Genomic DNA, 18,450 nt, shown 5'->3' with positions numbered 1-18,450 from the left:
ATCTCACAGCTTCTACCCCGTCTCGGGCTCGCTTTGCCGGAAGGGGCTTCAGTGCCGCGCCGAGGCATCGAGAGGGACACGGAATGCACGCGCGAACTCCTCAACCAGCGATGCGGGACCGTCGACGCCAATGGTGCCGGAACTCAGCGCCACCTCGACGTCGCCATCGGCTAGGAGATGACGCAGCCCGGGGCCGCAGAGGCGGAGATCCGGGTCGGCCAGGATGCCTTCGGCGACACTGACGCCGGTCTCCTCTACCTCCGCGTTCGCCACGGCGGGCCCGGCGACCACCTCGACGGTGAAGGGCGCGACCCTCGTCTCGGTGCGACCAGTAAGAAGGGCAGCCGCCAGAGAGCTATCGGTGGGCTGCTCGCCCTCACGCGGGGCATCCATGCGCCGTGATGCCCAGCGTCCGGTCGCGAGAAGGATCGGCTCGAGATCCCGCCCGTAGTCGCTGAGACGATAGACGACGCTGCGGCCGTCGATGGCCCGTTCGACGACCTCGGCCCGTTCGAGATCGCCGAGACGATTCGTCAGCATGTTAGAGGGGATGCCCGGGATGCCCCTCCTGAGCTCGTTGAAGCGCTTCGGACCGACGAGCAGATCACGCAAGATCACCAGAGTCCATCGTCCGCCGAGGATCTCGGCCGCCCGAGCTAGGCCGCAGTACTGACCGTACGTCTTCATGATTGACAGCATAGCGTTTGCCGTTCACTATTGAAACCGCAGTTGTATTTGTGCATCTCGAGTCCCATGAGGAGAGATCTATGAGCCGTACAGTTCGCGTTGGGGTGAGCACACGATGACGACGCATGAGGCGAATGGCGTGACGCTCGGGGTCGAGCATTTCGGCGATGTGGCAGCGCCGCTGGTTCTATGCGCGGGAGGCACGACCATGCTTTCGTGGCCGGACGCGCTCTGCGACTCTCTCGCGCGCGCCGGTCGACACGTAGTGCGCTACGACCTGTGTGATTCCGGCGCATCCACCACCGGCGACCCCGAGGAACCAACGTACACACTGGGAGATCTCGCCGCCGACGCTGCGGCGCTCGCCAGCGAACTCGATGACCGGCCCGCTCATTTGGCGGGCATCGGAGTCGGTGGGATGGTCGCCCAGGTCGCTGCTCTCGATCACCCGGAGGCATTCTCGGCGCTTACCCTCGTCGGAACACGGCCGGTCGCCCCTGGGCCGGTTGACGACGACCTGCCCGACCACGATGAGGCAACGATTGGCCGGCTGTTCTCACGATCCATGCCCGACTGGTCCGATCGCGATGCGGTAGCGGAGTACGCGGCCGGAAGCGCCGATATCCTCGGCGACGACCCCGCCGCCGCCCGGGCGGTCGCCGCACGCACCTGGGACCGCACTCCGGGGGCTCTGCCAGCCGTGCACATGGCCAATCAGTTGGGGACAGTGTTCTCCAGGCTCGATTGCGGACCGCGCTGGAGGGAGCGCCTCGCCAGCCTCGCGCTGCCTGCGCTGGTGGTGCACGGACGCTGTGACCCGTTCTTCCCAGTCGGCAACGGCGAAGCGCTTGCAAGGGAGATCCCCAGAGCACGGCTCCTCGTACTCGAAAATGCCTCGACGGTGATACCCGATGCGGCCTCCAGCGAAGTAGCGGCGGCGATGCTGGAGCTCTAACGACAGACCGACAGGCCCGCGCTGTCACTCTCCGCTTCGTTCCAGGGGCCCTTGACGACGATGGGCAACTGCGGTGACGACACGCCGACATCAGTCCCCATGTGCTAGCGCATGTCCGGGTTATGACGTCGGCTCAGACTCTCTGATCGCGCCAAGCGCGACATCGATGACGTCGTATAGCTTCTCTGGTGTGCGTTCAGCTCGAGCGGTGACATGTAGGCCCTGCACGAGGGTGACGAGTAGCCGCGCCTGGGAGCGGCAGTCGATGTCTTTGCGGACCTCACCCGCTTGCTGGGCCGCCCGAAGTCCGTTCTCGATACCGTGTTCAAACGACTGAAGCCCTGAATGCACGATCATGCGCGCTTCTTCGTCCTGCGGGAGCATCTCGATTGCGGTGTTTCCGAGCATGCAGCCGCGCCCGGGCGCTTCGTGGGCCGCCTCCAGCACGGACTCCAGCAGACCACGCACGGCGTCGAGCGGGGCGTCGCTGGTCGCGAGCGACTGGACAGAGGAGTGGCTCATCTCAGCGAAATCTTGAAGCGAGCGCAGGAACAGAACACGCTTGGAGCCGAACGCAGCGTGCAGACTGCCGGGAAGCACCCCCAAATCATCCGCAAGGGTGCGAATCGATGTCGCTGCGTAGCCGCGCTCCCAGAACCTTTCCCTTGCTCGGTCGACGATGCTCTCCTCGTCGAAGCTCCGTGGTCGCCCCGTCCGTGCCATGCTGTCACTCTACGACATCTTGCACACGCGACCAAGAACTGCCAGGCTTGTTCTTGGTCATGAATTCAAGAAATCAGGGCAGGGCACAGGAGACGGATCCGCGCCCGGAAGGAGAGCATCTTGAGCGCGCCAACTCACGACACGATCCGCTTGACTCACCACATCGATGCGTCCGTAGCAGACGTCTGGGAGGCCTACGCCGACTCAGCTGCACGTGCTCGGTGGAGCGTTCCAGCTGGGGAGAAGATAGTCTATGACCAGTCCGACTTCCGCGAAGGCGGCCACGACCGCCATAGATGCGGGCCGCCGGAAACTCTCGACTTCCATGCAGAGACCGAGTACACGAGGATCGTGCCGAACGAACTCGTCGTGTACACGGAGACGGTGAAGAACGAGGGGCAACCACTCGCGACTGGGCTCGTGACGTGGGAGTTCGAACCAGACGACGAAGGAACTCTGGTCACCGTCACCAGCCAGGCGGTTTCCTTCGTTGGATCAGGGATGATCGACGGCACCCGCAATGGGCACACGAAGGCACTTGAACAACTCAGTCGGCACCTCGCTGACGCGTAGTTCACAGCGCCGCGAGCTCGCGGCCAATGGACAGGAGGCATGAGAGCACCATGGCAGCAGATCTCTTCATCTCGTACGCCTGGACCTCCGATCAGCACCGCCAGTGGGCCCACCTCCTCGCCGCCCAGCTGAAGGCGCTCGGCTACGACGTGCTGATCGACGCCGACGTCGTCTACGGCGACAGCCTCACCGGGTTCATGCGGCGGGTGGTCGACGCCGACCACGTGCTCATGATCACCGACGACAACTACGTGGAACGGGCGGACAACTGCCCGGAGTCCGGCGTCGGCATCGAGAACCGCTGGCTCCGGGAGGCGCACCCGGAGCGACCGATGACCTGGCTGTCGGTCCTGTTCAAGGACAACCTCGACCACACGACGCCGTCCTGGCTGGCGGAGCACAAGCCCAAGGGCTTCTCGTTCAACCACGACCCTGCGAAGCCGCACGACTTCCCCGGATCGGAGCAGGTGGACGAGCTCTGGCGCTGGCTCGAGGGACTGCCCGCGAACAAGGACGCGGCTACGCCCATCTCCGTCCTGCGCGAGCGGTCCGCCCGGCTCGAGCGCCACGAGCTGAGGAGCGACCCGTCGCACTGGCGCAGTCCTGCACTGGAGGGCAGCGAGCGATTCGCGTTCGAGGACGCCCCCTCGAAGACGTTCCGGTGGGGGCACAGGGAGACCGAGAACGCTCTCATGGTCTCGGGCTGCGGGGTCGATTCCGTCTACGTCTACCGGGATCCGATCAAGGCCGTCGGAGTCGTGCGGGACGAGGGGATCACCGACGCGGCGCTCGAGAGCCAGCTGGCTCGGGGCCGGAACGTGGTCGCGCACGAGGGGCAGACGGTCGTGCTGATGAACGAACACGGCGCGCTCAGCGTCGTCGAGATCCTCGCCGTCCAACTGGAGATCAGCGGCGAGTCGTACGTCGCGCCCTACATCGACATCCGATGGCGCGTGGTGGAGAGCTCCTAGCCTTCCGCCCACCGGTCCTCGCCCAGCTGAGCCCAGTACGGGCACTGCTCGTGATTTCCGAAGGCGCAGCCGTGCGGCCCCGAGTGGTGGTGCCAGCCTCCCACGCGGCTGTCCTAGGTGACGTGGCGGCAGCGCAGCATCTGGTACCAGAACATTGCTTTGTGTCACCGGATGCTATGGACCGCGTTGCCCTGCATCCTCCAAGGGCACGACGAGACCGCCCGTTCCCGTTAGCTGGACAGACGCTTACTCGACCGGGACAAACTCGCTGCCGAGGCGGTCGGTCTCAAGACCAGCCATGAGCGACTTGGGCTTGGCCCCGAGTTCAAGCGCGACCCAGAACCGCAGCACCAGGAGGTTCTCCCTGAGGGTGTTCAGCACTTCCAGCGAGTCGAGAGCCGCCCGGTCGGGATGCTTCGCGCTCATGTAGGCCGCGTCCGCACGTTCGATCCAGTCGTCCACGTCCACCAGCGGATGGATCTTCATGTCGGCCAAGATGACTCGGAGCCCTGGCTTGAAGTTCATTTGCTTACGCCGGTTGAGGCTCGTCCCGTCGTTCTTGTTGACGTCGATGAGGTAGCCGAGCGCCTCCAGCGCGATACCGCTCTGGACCACGCTCGAATCACCCCATGGGCTACTCGAGCGGAGAATGTTGATCATGGACTTCACGACCTGACCGTAGGCCCGGCGCAGCTTGAGCCACCGAGCCACTCCCCGCGGCCCGATCTCGTTGTAGGGGAAGAGGAAATTGGGTCCTTCTTCCAGGGCTTATGCTCCGGCAGCCGATGAGTCGCCACCGGGAGCCATCGCTCACCGAGCACTCCTCCCGCGATGCTCCGCAGGGGGTCATCGGCTCGGTGCACCGTCGCATCTTCGATACCGAACGGCTTCCACCCGGCGATCGACACCAGCTCGAGGATGGCGGTGTGCACAGCCAGGTGATCGCTCCAACTCCGCGGGCGATCGACCAGCGTCTCAAGCTCGACTCCCTCGTATGCAACGAAGCCTCCCCTCGGGCGCTCGGTATGCCAGCTAGATCGCATGACCAGGTTCAGTGGCCGCGCAAGCGGGACCGGTTCTGCATTGGTCAACGTCATCTGCACTGATTGGATGCGATTGTTGCGGGAAGTCGTGGTGCTGACTTCCATGCTGCTCATGCGAGTCCAAGCTGCCAGCGCTGGGATGTCTGCACGTAGCCCATTGACCTTCTCGTAACGAAGATGGCTCCCGCCGAGCACCGCAAAGTTCGCCACGATGTGCCCTTGGCCAACATGCATACGCGACGACGACCCAGCTGATCGGCATCCGACCAGCACGACCGCCCCCTGTGAGTCCTCCACCATGAGGACCCGTGGTGGCTTGTAGCTGTGCTCTGTTCGATCCGGATCGTCCCCGAAGTGAATGCCAGACGACCACCACCGGCTGTAGGGATCGTCTGTTGAGAACATCCCCTTCAGCGGCAGAACAAGCTCGATGGCTGTTCCGGTGTCGCGGAGCATCACCGCCAGGTGGTCTGTGCTCGCGTCTCCGTCGACGAACCAGCCGAGCCGGGGCTCACCGAGGGTCAGCTCATTCTTCGCCACGGCCGCCCCTCACAGTGGTTCATCGCCAACCGAGCCCGGGCGCTACGTGCTCAAGAATGCTCTCGATCACGTGTGCGTTGTACTCGACTCCCAGCTGGTTGGGCACCGTCAGGAGGAGGGTGTCGGCTTCCGCGACAGCCTCATCCCTCCACAGCTCATCGATCAGTGCGTCGGGCTCAGCGGCATAGCTGCGACCGAACACCGAGCATGTGTTGTCGATCATGCCGACCTGGTCTGACTTCTCGCGGTTCACACCGAAGTACGCGCGGTCAGTGTCGTTGACTAACGCGAAGATGCTGCGGCTGACGGATACCTGAGGCTCGCGCTCGTGTCCGGTCTCGGCCCATTCCTCGCGGAACGACCGGATCTGCTTCGCCTGCTGAACGTGGAAGGGCTCGCCCGTCTCGTCGTCCTTCAGCGTCGAAGACATGAGGTTCATCCCCTGCTTCGCCGCCCAGCGAGCAGTGGCGTTCGACCCCGCACCCCACCAGATGCGCCCGCGCAACCCCTCCGAGAACGGCTCCAGACGCAACAGGCCGGACGGGTTGGGGAACATCGGCCGCGGGTTCGGCTGGGCGAACCCTTCGCCCTTTAGGAGCTCAAGGGTGGCTGCTGTGTGCTTCCTAGCCATGTCCGCATCGGACTCGCCTGCGGCCGGCTCGAAGCCGAAGTAGCGCCATCCGTCGATGACCTGCTCAGGTGAGCCACGCGAGATCCCGAGCTGAAGCCTGCCGCCGGAGATCAAGTCTGTTGCGCCGGCATCTTCGACGAAGGCCAGAGGATTGACGTAGCACATGTCGGAGTTGCAACCCTCGAAGAAGGGCGCTGCCGCAGATGACTCGACCTTGCCATCGTGGCAGCTGGCCCAATGAAGCCTCAGACCGAGGGCGCTTGACCTTGCCCCTGGGGGAAGGCGTCAAGTGGTTGCAGGTGGTCAAAACGCCACCGGCAATACGGAAAGAGGACGTGATCTGAAATGGCACTAAACATCGCAGCCGAAGAGCGGCAGACTGTTCACTACATCGGCATTCCCCTCAGCGCCCGATTCTCGGAGTTTGGCGCGCACGGCGGACCCAACGAGGCGATCCCGCGGATCTATCAGTGGCTGGGCGAGCACCAGGTTGCGCCGCTTGGCGGGCCTCTCTATGTCTACCGTCACATCGGAAACAGTGATGACACGGTTGACCTCACAGTCGCGGTGCCGATCTCCGGACCAGTCAAGCCGACTGACGGTCTCGTTCTCGGTGCCCTCCCGGCAGGCACCTACGTCGTCGGCCGCCATGTCGGTGCGCCTGATGCCATCCCGGCGGCACACAGCGAGGTCAAGAAATGGGCCGAGGTCAACGGACATCGCCTCGACGTCCTCGAAGACGACAACGGTGGACTGTGGACCGGCCACGCCGAGCACTTCCTCACCGATCCGGAGGAGGAGCCGGACCCCTCCAAATGGGTCACCGATCTGCTGTTCAAGACCGTCTGAGCGCGCTGAGCCTTCGATAGACTGGACTCCTGAGGAGGGGCATGGCCGATCTGATGACAATTGGAGAGTTCGCGGCGGCCACATGGCTGTCGTCGAAGGCGCTCCGGCTCTACGACCGGAACGGTCTTCTCTCGCCCGATGCGGTCGATCCGTGCAACGGCTATCGGAAGTACAGCCACTCTCAGATCGAAGTCGCCCGTCTCGTCACCATGCTCCGGCGCATCGACATGCCTCTTGACCAGATCAGGGAGTTGCTGGGACTGCCTGAAGACGAAAGATCAGCCTTCGTAACGCGTTATCGGGAAGCCGAAGCGGAACGGCACGCGCGTCGCCAATCCCTGGCTCGCTTCATCGAGTACGCGGTCGCAGAGGGCTCGTTGGACGGAGACGGCCAGCCTGGCTCCTCCCGGTTTGAGGTGTCGCTGCGAACCGTTCCAGACAGCGCGGTTCTGGCATCGACCCGACACACGTCCGCCCGCGAGCTGCCTGATGTCATTCGCTCCAGTGCAGCGAAACTCCTGCAGCTCGCGGACGGACGCGGCGGTCCAAGCGGTGGACTCGTCGTGATCTACCACGGCCAAGTCGGCTGGGAGTCCGACGGGCCCATCGAGGTCTGTGTGCCACTCCGCGACGCGGAGCGTGCCCATCGAGTGGAACGCGAGCATTTGCAGCTGTTCACGCGCGTCGTTTCCGAGGATGTGCAGTTTCCCAGGATTCTCTCGGCGTTCGAAGCGGTCCAGATGCGTGCGAGTCAACTCGGTTTCACCCATGCGGGACCGCCGCGAGAAATCTACACACCAGACAACCAAGACTCGGTGCCGCGATGCGAAGTTGCATTGCCGGTCACCACAGATGAAGGGCTGTTGAACAAATGAAACTCGTTCTTCCCACGGACTGCGGGAATGCGCCGAGAATCGCCATAGTCGGAGAGTTCGTCACTAACTGGGCGAAGAGGGATGCCGAGGCCATGACAGCATGGTTGACCGACGATGTGACCTGGATAGTCGCCGGGCGAGAGACCGCCAGTGATGTTGTCCCGGCCGACTTCGCGTGCTCGGGCAGCACGCCCAACTACCTCGAAGTCAATACGATTATCACGCACGGCCGACTCGCTTCCTGTGATGGCTTCGTAGATTCTGAGTCAGGTCGAATGCACTTCAGCCACGTGTTCAGGTTTGCGAGCACGTCGAAGACTGCCAAGATTCGGGAGGCCAGAACGTACCTCAACGAGTGCCCTTAGCGCATGTCTGGGTTGTAGCCTTGGCACTATGACTAGAGTTGCGGCGTACGTTCGGGCATCCGTCGATTTCACCGGTGAGCGCTGGTCGGTCGGCACTCAAAAGGAGGTCATCGCACGTCGAGCCGAGGAACGCGGTTGGAAGATCGTCGACGTCTATGAGGACAGTGGAGTGTCCGCGTCCAAGGCGCGTGGGCCCAAGACCGACTGGGCAAGGATGCTCAGGGACGCAGATGTGGGAAAGGTCGACATGGTCGTCGCAGTGGACGTGGATCGACTGCTTCGGAGCACGAAGGATCTCAACACCCTGATCGATCACGGGCTCAAGATCGTCACCTTGGACGGCGAGATCGACCTGTCTACGGCCGACGGCGAGTTCAGGGCGACGATGCTCGCGTCCATCGCGAGGTTCGAGACAAGGCGGAAGTCCGAGCGTCAGCTCAGGTCGAATGCCCGTCGGCGGGCAGAGGGCCTGCCCGCCTCGGCCTGGACGCCGTTCGGTTGGACGAAGGACGGCAAGGTTGTCCCTGATCAGGCGGAGGCGGTCCGCAGGGCGTTCGACGCTTTTCTTGGCGAGCCGTCGCTGTCGATCCGCCGCATTCGCGAGGACCTCAACATAGCCGGTCATCGCACTGCCCGCGGGTCCGAGTTCTCCACCGACGCGGTCCGCTACCTGCTTGGGAACCCGCTCTACGCTGGCTTCATCAAGAAGTACTCCACGGGCGAGCTGCATCCCGTCATGGATGGTCGGTTCCCGCCCATCGTCGCCGAGCAGACCTGGCGTGCGGCGGTGGCGAAGCTGGAGGACAACGTGAGGCGTGCGGCCCGGCAGGGCAACCAGCCGAAGTATCTGCTGTCGTCGGTCGGGCTCTGTGGGAAGTGCGGCGCGACGCTCGTCTCCGGGACGAACAGTCAAGGTGTGGGTTCCTACAGGTGTGGAGATCACTTCCACCTCTCGCGCCAGCGCGCGCCCGTCGATGCGATGGTGACCGAAGCCGTCATCACCAGACTGTCCGCGAGGGACGTGCACGACCTGGTCGTACCTAAGGAGGAGGCCGGGGTCGACCGCGAGACACTGCTGACGGAGCGCAACGCCCTGGTCGAACGCGTGAACGAGCTGAGCCCCATGCTGAGCGACGTCAGTCAGCCCGTCATCGAGATCACGCAGGCGATCAACGATGTGAAGGCCCGCATCGTCGAGATCGACGCCGAACTACACGATCGGTCAGTGTCGCAGACGGCGGACTTCATGGCCGACATCGACGATCCCGTCGGCACCGTGCAGCGCCGCGAAGCCGTAGATCGAAAGTGGGATGCATGGGACATGGACCGTCGTCGGCTACTCGTGGACGAGCTGGTGACGGTGACCATCGAGCCGATCCGCCCAGGTCACGTGAAGTTCGACCCTGACCTCATTCGGATCGATCCGCGTCGCAACTGACTCACGACTCGATTCGTCATTGCAATGGTGAGTCGAGTCGTGGGAAGATGGTTGCAGACATAGAGAATCCCCCGGGGTCCGAGGTAGTAACTCGGCACGAGCCCCCGATAATTAGCCGGTAAACACAGTCGTAATCGCTCGACGGGATCCGGAAGAACTCATTCGTGAGGTTTTCCGTCATGTCTTCTGTCGTTCTCGACGACGCTTGCACCAACGATCTGTTTCCTCCCCTGGCCCCAGTTCGGTCTGAGGGGTTCCCGTCCCGCGATGATGGTGACGATCCCGTCATCGCCGCCGCCCGCGCCGCTGGCCATCGTGCCGGTAAGCGCCTGGCTGAGACCCCATTGACCCCTCGACAGAGGGCTGTCATCGCCTCCCTGGTAGGGGGTGGTCGGGCATGAGCGCCAACGCCTCCGCATTCGACCACGTCCTTGGTTTCCGTTGGCGTCAGGGCGATTCGTCCCTTGCCGACAGTGAAGCCCGGCTCCACGACCTCGGAGTGCTCCGCTCCGTCCTCGAAGAGGTCGTAGAGCTGTCGGTCGCTGACGCCCGTGCAGACGGGGTCACCTGGGCGAGGATCGGGGATGCCCTGGGCGTTACCCACCAGGCGGTCATCAAGCGCTACGGGAAGCGTTCTGGGGGTGATTGCCGATGAGCGCCGATCCACGCGCCCGTACTGCCGCTCTCGCCGACCTGACCTCGCCCGGAGGTCCTAACCGGGCGTTCGGCGAGCGGAGCGAGTCCGAGCCGTATGCTGACGTTCTGAACGACGGGAACCAGGTTCTCGCCGTCGAGGACGTTTTCGCAGGAAACGGCTATACGGCTGCATCAACTGATTCCAACGACTCCGAGACGACCGCTGATCTCACCTCTGACCTGGAGTCAGACGCCGCTTTACATGCGCGGTCTTCCTTGGGTGGCCGCGCATCCGTTTCGGAAACGGCTGCACCGGCGCCTACCTCGGTTGCAGTCGTGGACTTCGCCGAGCTGGACGTGCCGGGAGCCGATCCCGACGATGACCTCGAGGCGTTCGTCGCCGAGTCCACGCCCGCGCAGGTGGCCGAGGCGAAGGAGTTCTTCGCCCGGGCGAAGGCCGCGGAGAGCCCGGACCAGGTGAAGCGCGCCCGAATGCAATCGCGCGTGTTCTCGGTGATGCAGTACCGGGAGCACCCGGAGACCGGCGAGGTCATGCTCACGCAGGAGCAGATCGACGAGGGCCTCGCGACGCTGGGCGATCGCCTCCACCGCTGGGCCTACGTGTGGCACCCGTATGACCGCCTGGTCGAGGTGGACGAGGGCACCGGCGAGGCGGTGTGCTGCGGGCTCAAGGGCTTGCACGCTCACATGGTGCTGTGGATCGCTGATGCAGAGGGCGCGCGCCCCACGATCCGCACCGTCTCCGATGCGTTCTCGATCCCATCGGCCCGGGTGAAGCCGCCGAAGGAGACCGTGGAACAAGAGGGCACCGAGCACAAGGGCCGCGGCGCGGCGGAGAAGGCGTTCTTTGACCTCAGCGAGTACCTGCCCCACGAGTCGCGCGGAAAGGACGCCATCCGTGGCATCCACCACCCGGATCGTCATTACCTCGTGGACAAGACGCAGGAGGGCAAGCCCGGCAAGTACCAGTACGGCCGCGGACGGATCGTCGCGAACTTCGACTTCGGCCCGGAGCTGGACACGCACATGGCGATGCGACGCAACGCCGCTGACGGCGGAGGCAGTGCGAAGCTCAGCAAGCTCTTCCAGGCCGTGGGCAAGGGCTCGCTGACGCTGACGCAGGTCCGCGATCAGGAGCCCGCAATCTACTTCGCGAAGGGTAACCTGGCGCACTTCCAGAAGCTGCGCGGCGACTTCCTCGCGCACCAGGACGCACCCGAGTCGGTCTTGAACTTCTACGTATTCGGCGAGGGCGGCACGGGCAAAGACCTGCTCGCGAAAGCACTTGCCCGTGCGCTGGCCCCCGACGCGGACAAGCCCTACTTCAAGGTCGGCGGCGAGAACGTCTCGTGGGAGGGCTACGACGGCGAGACGGTCGTGATCTGGGAGGACATGCGCGTCGGCGACATGATACGCACGGCGAAGAACCGCGGCATGCTCTTCCGAATCCTCGGCCCGTGGCGCGAGCCGGACGAGAAGCCGATCGTGAACATCAAGGGATCGAAGACCCAGCTGCTCAACCGCGTGAACATCGTGACGGGGCCCGAGGGCTACGAGGAGTTCCTCCGCGGCCTGGCGGGCGAATACGAGTCGATGCAGGGAGGCGTGCGGGTCAAGCACCAGGCCGAGAACCTCGGGCAGGGATTCCGCCGCTTCCCGGTGATTATCCCGGTCGCCGAACGCGAGTTCTCGATCTTCGTGAACTCCGGCGTGCTCAACGGCACCCGCGAGTACCAGAGCTACGAGCGATACGAGCACATGCGCCAGGACCTCGAGCTGCTGGCACGCAAATGCAAGGCGATCAAGGACACGGCCGAGCGCGAGCGCGTTCGCGGTGCGATCGAGGCGCGCACGGTAGCGCCGATCGTGGAGCACTACGACCGGATCGCTCGTCCCGAGCTGGAACCGATCGACGGGGACGAACTGTTCGCGGAGTTCGCCGGGGTCGGTCAGCCGATCCCGCAGAGCGTCGTCGAGGTCCCCTCCGAGCCGATTGAGCTGAGCCCGCGGGATCGCTGCATCTGCATCGAGTGGCAGGGGTACGCCCTCGATCACACAGTGTCCTGCCCGATCCGCACCGACGCCGAGTCGGCGATGGCAGAGATGCGTCAGCGAGAGGCCGAGCGCGACGCGGCGGCCGAGGCCCGCCGCCAGGCCGAGCTTGAGCGGAAGGTCGCGCGGATCCGCGCGAACGGCGGCCTGCTGGCCGTGGGAGGTGTGCGATGAACACCGAACTTGAGGCGATCTCCCAGGGGGTCGAGGGGGCCGGAGGCCCCTCGCAAGCAGCCGGCGAGGACATGAGCGTCAGCGAAATGTCCGACACGGCTACTGCTTGCCACTCTGGCGTACAGGTGGAGCATCAGACCGACTCCCAGGTGAACACCGGTCGGGCTGATGCAGAGGCTGTGCGGCAGAGCCCCGGCGGCGCGAAGCGTCGTCGTGGGGGCCGCGCGAAGCTCGATACCGACTTCGGAGAGGAGACGCTCGCGGCTCTTCGCACTCGTGCGAAGCGGCTCGGGCTGGCTCCGGGCACATGGGTGCGGACCGTCGTGCGCGATGCTCTCCATGCGTCTCGGAGCGAGGAGCTGGACGCCGCCGTGGCTGCGCACCAGCTCGGGGTTGAGTCCCGCGTGCAGGCGTCGGCGGAGGCTCGCGAGCTGGCCGCTCAGGTGCGCCCGCTGGCGATCAACGTCAACGACCTGGACCGGCGCGCGCGGGCCGGTGAGGCGGTGTCGCTGTCGGCGGAGGTGCCCGAACTGATCGAGCTGCTGCGCGAGGTCCGCGCCCTGCTCGGTGATCGGACGGCGTCATGAGCACGACGCACTACAGCCCGAGCGCCAGCGCCGCCGACACGGAGCGCTATATCCGGGGCAAGGAGGACGAGCGGGGCGTCGCGATCACGTGCGATGTGCCGGGAGGCCCCGGCGCGTTCTCGGCGCGCGCTCGGGCGCTCACGCAGAACACGACGCGCGAGGTCGAGGCGCTGCACTACCGCCAGTCGTTCAGCGACGAGGAGTTCGACCCGAAGAACCCCGAACACGTGCAGCGGGTGAACGACCTGGGCTACCAGCTCGCCAAGAAGATGCACCCGGATTCCGACTGCCTCGTCGTCAGTCATGTGGATGGGCGGGGAAAGAAGCCGCACAACCATATTTTGGTTCTCAATCACAACAACCGCACGGGAAAGGCGCTCTCGGACTATCGCACGTTCCACGATCGCAAGGCCGGGAATCAGAAGGGCGTGCAGTCGGCGAACGACGAGCTGATGCGCGAGCACGGGCTCTCGGTCGTGAAGCGGCTGGAGCACGCGCCGAAGGACTGGGAGCTGCGCCGCGAAGACTTCGCCGAGGGGTCGCTCGACCGCGAGATGGGCGACCGGATGAGTGCGGCGCTGGCCGATCCCCGCGCGGTGGACAAGGCCGGTCTGGTCTCGGTGATCGAGGAGCAGAACCAGCAGCTCGGTGATGACGGGGATCGGGTGCCACGGATGCGGCTGCACAGCCCCGTCAGCAAGAAGGGCAAACGCGCCGGGCAGGAGACCTGGACGCTCTACATCGAGGACCGCCGCGGCGAGTCCGGGCGTGCCGAGCGCCGCAAGCGCACGAGCGCACTCTCGGCGGACTTCACCCCGGAGGGCGCGCAGGCGTTCTTCGACTACCACCAGCAGCAGAAGGAGCAGGAACATGAGCGCAGCACTCGACAGGCTGAAGCAGCAGAACGGGCCCGTGCAGTCGCCGCAACCGCTCGGCAGTCCGGAGACGATGGAGCTGTTGACCTCGATCCTCGCCGCCGTCGAGGCGCAGAATACGAGGATCGCCACGCTGACCGAGCAGCAGAAGAAGCTCGCGGGGTTCGTGAAGGTGGACAGCGAGGAGCAGGAGAAGCAGCTCTCCGCGATCTCGCATCAGCTGACCTCAACGTCGCCGCCGCCGGAGTCGAACGAGAACAGCGAACTGCTCGCCGGAATCGCGTCCACTCTCGCGGGTATGAGCGTGAACCTCAACGGGGAGAGTCTGAAGGGCTCAGCCTCTAAGTCCGAGGCTGCCGCCAAGCATCTCGATGAGAGCCGGGCTAAGTTCGAGCGGGCCGCGAACGGTGCGCAGAAGGCCTGGCGGGAGTCGATCACCCAAGCCAGCGCCGAGGCGACGAGTGCGATCAGCACGGCCCGGGATCAGGCTGTGCAGTCGATCGAGAGGGCCGCTGCCGACGCCGGGGCCGTGGCAACAGCCAAGATTGACGCCGCGAACGAGCGGGCCGAAAAGATCATCGCCACAACGGCGAAGCTGGAGGCCCGTCAGCTTTGGTCTGTCGCCGCGTCGATGTGCCTCGCGCTGCTGCCGGTCGCAGTGATCGTCGCGGGTGTTTGGATGGCCGTCGCCGGGCTTATCACGGGCGCTCAGTGGGCCCTCGACGTGGACGGGAGCGTGTGGCTCGGGATCGGTCGCTGGCTCGTGGTCTCCATGGGCCTCGCCGGGGCCGGCTACGGACTCTTCGCGTCCGTCCGCTGGGTCGCCGGTCTCGTGGAGACCTGGAAGGGCCGCGGGATGCCGAGGTGGCCCCGTTGGCGGTGATGGCTGGATCCGATCGAGCTACCGGTTCCGATCAGCAGTCGAAGGATTTTCGCAGCAGCCAGTCCTGCGGCCTCGGTGCCGCCGCCGTAGCCTGACGAGCATCCCGGCCGTGACGGCCATCGCGACGGCGATCCCGGCACCGATGATCCAGGGATTGCCGAGGAGCCCTCCGACGCCTGCGAGTGCTCCGCCCGCCGCGATGAGCGGCAGGCCGCAGCAGAGCAGCAACGGAAGCGCGCAGCATGCCAGTAGGAGCAGCCCGGTCCCTGCGGCGACGATGGGACCGGCGCGCCGTTCGTCGCGGTCGTGATCGGCGCTCATCGTCTGCACCTCTTCCGGATGAGATCTCCCCGATTGCATGCGTTGCCGTTCATGCGCAGCACGAGAGCAGTGACGGGTCGGTGGTGAAGGACTTCGCGGCGATCCGGATGCCTTCGGTCATGGTCAGGTAGGGGGCCCAGGCGTCGGCGACTTCGGCGATGGTCTTGCCGAGCACGTGGACGCCTGCGGCGGCGAGTTCCCCGGCGTCCTTGGCGACGGCGGTGAGGCCGAGGATCTCGCTCGTATCGGCGTTCACGACGATCTTGATGAACCCGCGGGTGTCGCGGTTGATCACCGCCCGGGGCACATACTCCAGGGGCAGCACGCGGCAGTCGCAGCGGATCCCCGCGGCGACGACCTCCTTCTCGGTCATCCCGACCGCGCCGATCGCCGGTCCGGTGAACGTCACCCGCGGCAGATGGGAGTAGTCGACGGACCGGTCGGCGTCGGCGAACGCGTTCTCGGCAACGAGGGTGCCGTGGTGGGCCGCGACGTAGACGAACTCCGGGTGCCCGGTCACGTCGCCCGCGGCCCAGATCCGCGGGTTCGACGACTGCAGATGGTCGGAGACGACCACCTCGCCGGAGTCCCCGGTCTTCACCCCGACCGCATCGAGGTTCAAGCCGTCGGTGACGGGACGGCGTCCGAGGGCGACGAGCACCTGGTCGGCGCGGAACTCCTGCGAGCCGCCGGACACGTCCGCGGTAACCACGACCTGCCCGGTCGCCGCGTCCCGGGACACCCGGGTCGGCACCGCGCGGCGGACCACCCGGATGCCCTCGTCGGCGAACACCTCCTGCAGTGTCCGGGACACCTCCGGCTCCTCCTTCGACGCGAGCCGGGACCGCACCAGCACGGTGACCTGGGAGCCGAGGCGGGCGAACAGCTGCGCCTGCTCCAGGGCAACGTAGCCGCCGCCGAGCACCAGCATCGACTCGGGGACCTCGGTCAGGTCCATCGCCGTGGTCGAGGTCAGGTACCCGGCCTCGTCCAGGCCGTCGATCGGCGGAGCCCACGGCCGCGCACCGGTGGCGACCAGGTAGTGCTCGGCCTCGATCGTCTCGACCGCTCCGTCTGCGGCGGTGACCTCCAACACCGGCGCGTCCGGGGTGCCCGCGAACCCGGCGTCTCCCCGCCGGACGTGCCACCCGTATGAATCGGCGACGTCGGCGTACTTCTCGCCCCGCATCGTCTCGACCAACGCCTGCTTCCCGGCGATCAGCGCGGGCATGTCCACTGGGCCTGCCGTCGTCGCGATCCCCGGGAACCGGTCGGCGACGTCGGCGGCGACGTGCCGTGCATCGGCGGCGGCGATGAGGGCCTTCGACGGCACGCAGCCCGTGTTCACGCAGGTGCCGCCGAGCGTGCCACGCTCGATCATCACCACCGACTTCCCGAGCATGGTCGCGCGAATCGCGGCGGCGAACGCTCCGCCGCCCGATCCGATGATGGCGAGATCGTACTTCGTAGGCATCGCTGCTCCCGTCAAGGCTTGGACTTCTGTTCCGTTTCAGCCATACTGGACCTTCCAGTGCAGGGGAAGGTCAAGCGTGGCCCCTGCCGAATGATCGGAGGCCGCAATGCGCATCGGAGAACTCGCCGAACGCGCGGGCACCACCTCGAAGACGCTCCGGTTCTACGAAGAGCAGGGACTGCTGCCCCCGGCCGACCGGACGCCATCCGGGTACCGCGACTACGCGCCCGACGCCGTCGCCCGGATCGACTTCGTTCACCGTGGCCAGGCCGCAGGCCTCACCCTCGCCCAGATCCGCCAAATCCTCGACATCCGCGACAGCGGCCACGCGCCCTGCGAGCACGTGCGAGACCTCCTCGACGCGCGCCTGGCCGAGATCGAGCAGCAGATCGCCCAGCTCACCGCCCTGCACGGCACCATCGCCGACCTCCGGCACGACGCCGCGCACCCGGACCCCGTCACATGCAGCCCAGACCAGGTCTGCCGGTACCTGTAGAGGGACGCGGACCGAGAAAACGAGAGCCATAACACGAACATGCGCTAACCGAAGCCCACCACCTCGGCTCGGTTATCGCCGTTGACATCAGCCAGGACACGCGGATAAAGATCCACGGTCCAACCGTCGTTGTTCCCGAACACCGTCAGCCACAGCGCCGAGCCGGTCACCGTACCGTCCGCCAAACCGTAGGCCACGTAGGTTCCGCTGTTGCCGAATCCCACGATGTCCGCGGTTCCGTCACCGTTGGCATCGGCCAATGCCCTGGGGTGATGTCCGATCTTCCATCCCTGATAACTGCCGAAGTCCGCCACTTTCAGAGTGGGTGCGGTGAAACCGCCACCGAACCGTCCGTAAGACACGTACGTCCCGGCGTTGCCGAACCCTACGATGTCTTCGATGAGGTCACCGTTCAGGTCACCCATAACGCGAGGGGTACGTTGTACGCTCCATCCCTTGGTTGTACCGAAATCAGTTGAACGCAGCGCGGGTGCCGTGAAGCCACCGCTCGATCGTGCATAAGCGACCGTGACTCCCCTGCTGCCGAAAGCATCGATGTCGTCACGGTTGTCGCCGTTGACATCTGCCAACTCTCGGAGGTGCTCGCCGATTTGCCAGCCTTGAGCGGCCGTCAGGTCATTCACGGCCACCGTGGGTGCAGTGAACCCGCCACCGACACGGGCATACGACACGTAGGTCTTCGAGTATCCGAAGCCCACGATGTCCGCTCTGCCATCACTGTTGACGTCGCCCAGCTCCCTCACGTGTTCGCTCTTGAGCCAGCCCTGACTGGTTCCGTAGTCACGGAGGGCAAGCGTAGGCGCGGTGAACCCACCGTCCAGGCGACCGTAGGCCACGGTGGTTCCGGCGATCCCGAAGCCCACCACGTCAGCCCGGCCATCATCATTGACGTCGGCCAGCTGACGAGGATGCTGTCCCTCGCGCCAACCCTGGTCATATCCGAAATCACGCAGCCTCAACTGAGGAGGCGCAAAGGTCCGGTCCACTCGGCCGAGAGCCACATAGGTTCCCTGATCACCGAAACCAACGATGTCGTCACGACCATCACCGTTGACGTCGGCTAGTAAACGAGGATGTTGCTGCACACGCCACCCGTTGGCGTAGGTGAAATAGGGTTGCTCGGCCGCGTGAGCGGACGTTCCCGTCAGGACCACCGCTGAACTCGCGAGCGCGAGGGTGGCAGCCATACTTAGCCTTGATCCACCGATGAGCATGCTGGGCTTGGGTCGCAATTAAAGACGGGATGCCCGTCTGACCGGG

19 protein-coding genes and 2 pseudogenes are annotated in these 18,450 nt (G+C 65.3%); 13 read left to right on the top strand and 8 right to left on the bottom strand.

Annotation, left to right across the window (positions count from 1 at the left end; all coding sequences use genetic code 11):
* Positions 1-48: 48 nt before the first annotated feature.
* Positions 49-687 carry a winged helix-turn-helix transcriptional regulator gene (locus ABD283_RS06145; protein WP_344224102.1) on the bottom strand — a complete coding sequence of 213 codons (639 nt, stop codon included), beginning with the start codon at positions 685-687 and terminating at the stop codon, positions 49-51.
* 115 nt (positions 688-802) lie between these two features.
* Here ABD283_RS06145 and ABD283_RS06140 point away from each other — a divergent pair, with 115 nt between their 5' ends.
* Positions 803-1,642 carry an alpha/beta fold hydrolase gene (locus ABD283_RS06140; protein WP_344224101.1) on the top strand — a complete coding sequence of 280 codons (840 nt, stop codon included), beginning with the start codon at positions 803-805 and terminating at the stop codon, positions 1,640-1,642.
* Positions 1,643-1,762: 120 nt separating this feature from the next.
* Here the strand turns inward: ABD283_RS06140 and ABD283_RS06135 are convergent, their stop codons facing one another.
* Entirely contained in the window at positions 1,763-2,365 is a 603-nt protein-coding gene (locus ABD283_RS06135; protein WP_344224100.1) for a TetR/AcrR family transcriptional regulator, read from the bottom strand.
* A 120-nt stretch (positions 2,366-2,485) separates the two neighbouring features.
* On the opposite strand from ABD283_RS06135, the gene ABD283_RS06130 reads away from it, so the two are divergent.
* Positions 2,486-2,938, top strand: coding sequence for an SRPBCC domain-containing protein (locus ABD283_RS06130; RefSeq protein ID WP_344224099.1), 453 nt, complete (start codon positions 2,486-2,488; stop codon positions 2,936-2,938).
* A 50-nt stretch (positions 2,939-2,988) separates the two neighbouring features.
* A complete protein-coding gene (locus ABD283_RS06125) occupies positions 2,989-3,909 on the top strand; it encodes a toll/interleukin-1 receptor domain-containing protein (RefSeq protein WP_344224098.1) in 921 nt (306 codons plus the stop codon).
* A gap of 246 nt (positions 3,910-4,155) precedes the next feature.
* Here ABD283_RS06125 and ABD283_RS06120 read toward each other — a convergent pair whose 3' ends face one another.
* The 3 genes and pseudogenes from ABD283_RS06120 to ABD283_RS06110 all read right to left on the bottom strand — a co-directional run.
* Positions 4,156-4,578, bottom strand: a complete 423-nt coding sequence (locus ABD283_RS06120; protein WP_409339799.1) for a hypothetical protein — start codon at positions 4,576-4,578, stop codon at positions 4,156-4,158.
* Complete coding sequence (locus tag ABD283_RS06115) at positions 4,575-5,492, bottom strand: ApeA N-terminal domain 1-containing protein (RefSeq protein WP_344224097.1); 918 nt, start codon at positions 5,490-5,492, stop codon at positions 4,575-4,577. Before ABD283_RS06115 ends, ABD283_RS06120 begins: the two co-directional genes overlap by 4 nt.
* A gap of 19 nt (positions 5,493-5,511) precedes the next feature.
* Positions 5,512-6,291: pseudogene (locus ABD283_RS06110) on the bottom strand (LLM class flavin-dependent oxidoreductase); the annotation flags it as partial.
* 177 nt (positions 6,292-6,468) lie between these two features.
* On the opposite strand from ABD283_RS06110, the gene ABD283_RS06105 reads away from it, so the two are divergent.
* The 9 genes and pseudogenes from ABD283_RS06105 (at position 6,469) to ABD283_RS06060 (ending at position 14,878) form a co-directional block, all read left to right on the top strand.
* Entirely contained in the window at positions 6,469-6,972 is a 504-nt protein-coding gene (locus tag ABD283_RS06105) for a GyrI-like domain-containing protein (protein ID WP_344224096.1), read from the top strand.
* 41 nt (positions 6,973-7,013) lie between these two features.
* On the top strand, positions 7,014-7,847 hold the full coding sequence (locus ABD283_RS06100; RefSeq protein WP_344224095.1) for a MerR family transcriptional regulator: 834 nt from the start codon (positions 7,014-7,016) through the stop codon (positions 7,845-7,847).
* Entirely contained in the window at positions 7,844-8,212 is a 369-nt protein-coding gene (locus ABD283_RS06095; protein WP_344224094.1) for a nuclear transport factor 2-like protein, read from the top strand. The genes ABD283_RS06100 and ABD283_RS06095 overlap by 4 nt, the downstream gene beginning before the upstream one ends.
* Before the next feature lie 28 nt (positions 8,213-8,240).
* On the top strand, positions 8,241-9,650 hold the full coding sequence (locus ABD283_RS06090) for a recombinase family protein (RefSeq protein WP_344224093.1): 1,410 nt from the start codon (positions 8,241-8,243) through the stop codon (positions 9,648-9,650).
* Between the two features lie 397 nt (positions 9,651-10,047).
* Entirely contained in the window at positions 10,048-10,305 is a 258-nt protein-coding gene (locus ABD283_RS06080; protein ID WP_344224092.1) for a hypothetical protein, read from the top strand.
* On the top strand, positions 10,302-12,533 hold the full coding sequence (locus ABD283_RS06075) for an RNA helicase (RefSeq protein WP_344224091.1): 2,232 nt from the start codon (positions 10,302-10,304) through the stop codon (positions 12,531-12,533). Before ABD283_RS06080 ends, ABD283_RS06075 begins: the two co-directional genes overlap by 4 nt.
* Entirely contained in the window at positions 12,530-13,120 is a 591-nt protein-coding gene (locus tag ABD283_RS06070; protein WP_344224090.1) for a hypothetical protein, read from the top strand. Before ABD283_RS06075 ends, ABD283_RS06070 begins: the two co-directional genes overlap by 4 nt.
* Positions 13,117-13,578, top strand: a pseudogene (locus ABD283_RS14365) (relaxase/mobilization nuclease domain-containing protein); the annotation flags it as partial. The gene ABD283_RS06070 and the pseudogene ABD283_RS14365, both read left to right, overlap by 4 nt.
* 412 nt (positions 13,579-13,990) lie before the next feature.
* Positions 13,991-14,878 carry an ABC-2 transporter permease gene (locus ABD283_RS06060; protein WP_038989747.1) on the top strand — a complete coding sequence of 296 codons (888 nt, stop codon included), beginning with the start codon at positions 13,991-13,993 and terminating at the stop codon, positions 14,876-14,878.
* Positions 14,879-14,896: 18 nt separating this feature from the next.
* On the opposite strand, the gene ABD283_RS06055 is transcribed toward ABD283_RS06060, so the two are convergent.
* A complete protein-coding gene (locus tag ABD283_RS06055; protein WP_081275423.1) occupies positions 14,897-15,199 on the bottom strand; it encodes a hypothetical protein in 303 nt (100 codons plus the stop codon).
* 49 nt (positions 15,200-15,248) lie between these two features.
* Positions 15,249-16,673 (bottom strand): mercury(II) reductase, encoded by a 1,425-nt coding sequence (gene merA, locus ABD283_RS06050; protein WP_344224089.1) that lies wholly within the window; start codon positions 16,671-16,673, stop codon positions 15,249-15,251.
* Positions 16,674-16,779: 106 nt separating this feature from the next.
* Between merA and ABD283_RS06045 the strand changes: the two genes are divergently transcribed.
* Entirely contained in the window at positions 16,780-17,169 is a 390-nt protein-coding gene (locus ABD283_RS06045; protein WP_259894649.1) for a heavy metal-responsive transcriptional regulator, read from the top strand.
* A gap of 44 nt (positions 17,170-17,213) precedes the next feature.
* On the opposite strand, the gene ABD283_RS06040 is transcribed toward ABD283_RS06045, so the two are convergent.
* Positions 17,214-18,377, bottom strand: coding sequence for an FG-GAP repeat domain-containing protein (locus tag ABD283_RS06040; protein WP_344224088.1), 1,164 nt, complete (start codon positions 18,375-18,377; stop codon positions 17,214-17,216).
* Positions 18,378-18,450: the final 73 nt, after the last annotated feature.

This window comes from Kocuria atrinae, from assembly GCF_039531425.1.
Taxonomy (GTDB): domain Bacteria; phylum Actinomycetota; class Actinomycetes; order Actinomycetales; family Micrococcaceae; genus Kocuria; species Kocuria atrinae.
This window is presented reverse-complemented; position numbering and strand designations above follow the sequence as displayed.

Coding starts and splice junctions, on each gene's coding strand:
- ABD283_RS06145 (WP_344224102.1), bottom strand. CDS start 687: ATGAAGACGTACGGTCAGTACTGCGGCCTAGCTCGGGCGGCCGAGATC.
- ABD283_RS06140 (WP_344224101.1), top strand. CDS start 803: ATGACGACGCATGAGGCGAATGGCGTGACGCTCGGGGTCGAGCATTTC.
- ABD283_RS06135 (WP_344224100.1), bottom strand. CDS start 2,365: ATGGCACGGACGGGGCGACCACGGAGCTTCGACGAGGAGAGCATCGTC.
- ABD283_RS06125 (WP_344224098.1), top strand. CDS start 2,989: ATGGCAGCAGATCTCTTCATCTCGTACGCCTGGACCTCCGATCAGCAC.
- ABD283_RS06105 (WP_344224096.1), top strand. CDS start 6,469: ATGGCACTAAACATCGCAGCCGAAGAGCGGCAGACTGTTCACTACATC.
- ABD283_RS06100 (WP_344224095.1), top strand. CDS start 7,014: ATGGCCGATCTGATGACAATTGGAGAGTTCGCGGCGGCCACATGGCTG.
- ABD283_RS06095 (WP_344224094.1), top strand. CDS start 7,844: ATGAAACTCGTTCTTCCCACGGACTGCGGGAATGCGCCGAGAATCGCC.
- ABD283_RS06090 (WP_344224093.1), top strand. CDS start 8,241: ATGACTAGAGTTGCGGCGTACGTTCGGGCATCCGTCGATTTCACCGGT.
- ABD283_RS06080 (WP_344224092.1), top strand. CDS start 10,048: ATGAGCGCCAACGCCTCCGCATTCGACCACGTCCTTGGTTTCCGTTGG.
- ABD283_RS06075 (WP_344224091.1), top strand. CDS start 10,302: ATGAGCGCCGATCCACGCGCCCGTACTGCCGCTCTCGCCGACCTGACC.
- ABD283_RS06070 (WP_344224090.1), top strand. CDS start 12,530: ATGAACACCGAACTTGAGGCGATCTCCCAGGGGGTCGAGGGGGCCGGA.
- ABD283_RS06060 (WP_038989747.1), top strand. CDS start 13,991: ATGAGCGCAGCACTCGACAGGCTGAAGCAGCAGAACGGGCCCGTGCAG.
- ABD283_RS06055 (WP_081275423.1), bottom strand. CDS start 15,199: ATGAGCGCCGATCACGACCGCGACGAACGGCGCGCCGGTCCCATCGTC.
- merA (WP_344224089.1), bottom strand. CDS start 16,673: ATGCCTACGAAGTACGATCTCGCCATCATCGGATCGGGCGGCGGAGCG.
- ABD283_RS06045 (WP_259894649.1), top strand. CDS start 16,780: ATGCGCATCGGAGAACTCGCCGAACGCGCGGGCACCACCTCGAAGACG.
- ABD283_RS06040 (WP_344224088.1), bottom strand. CDS start 18,377: ATGGCTGCCACCCTCGCGCTCGCGAGTTCAGCGGTGGTCCTGACGGGA.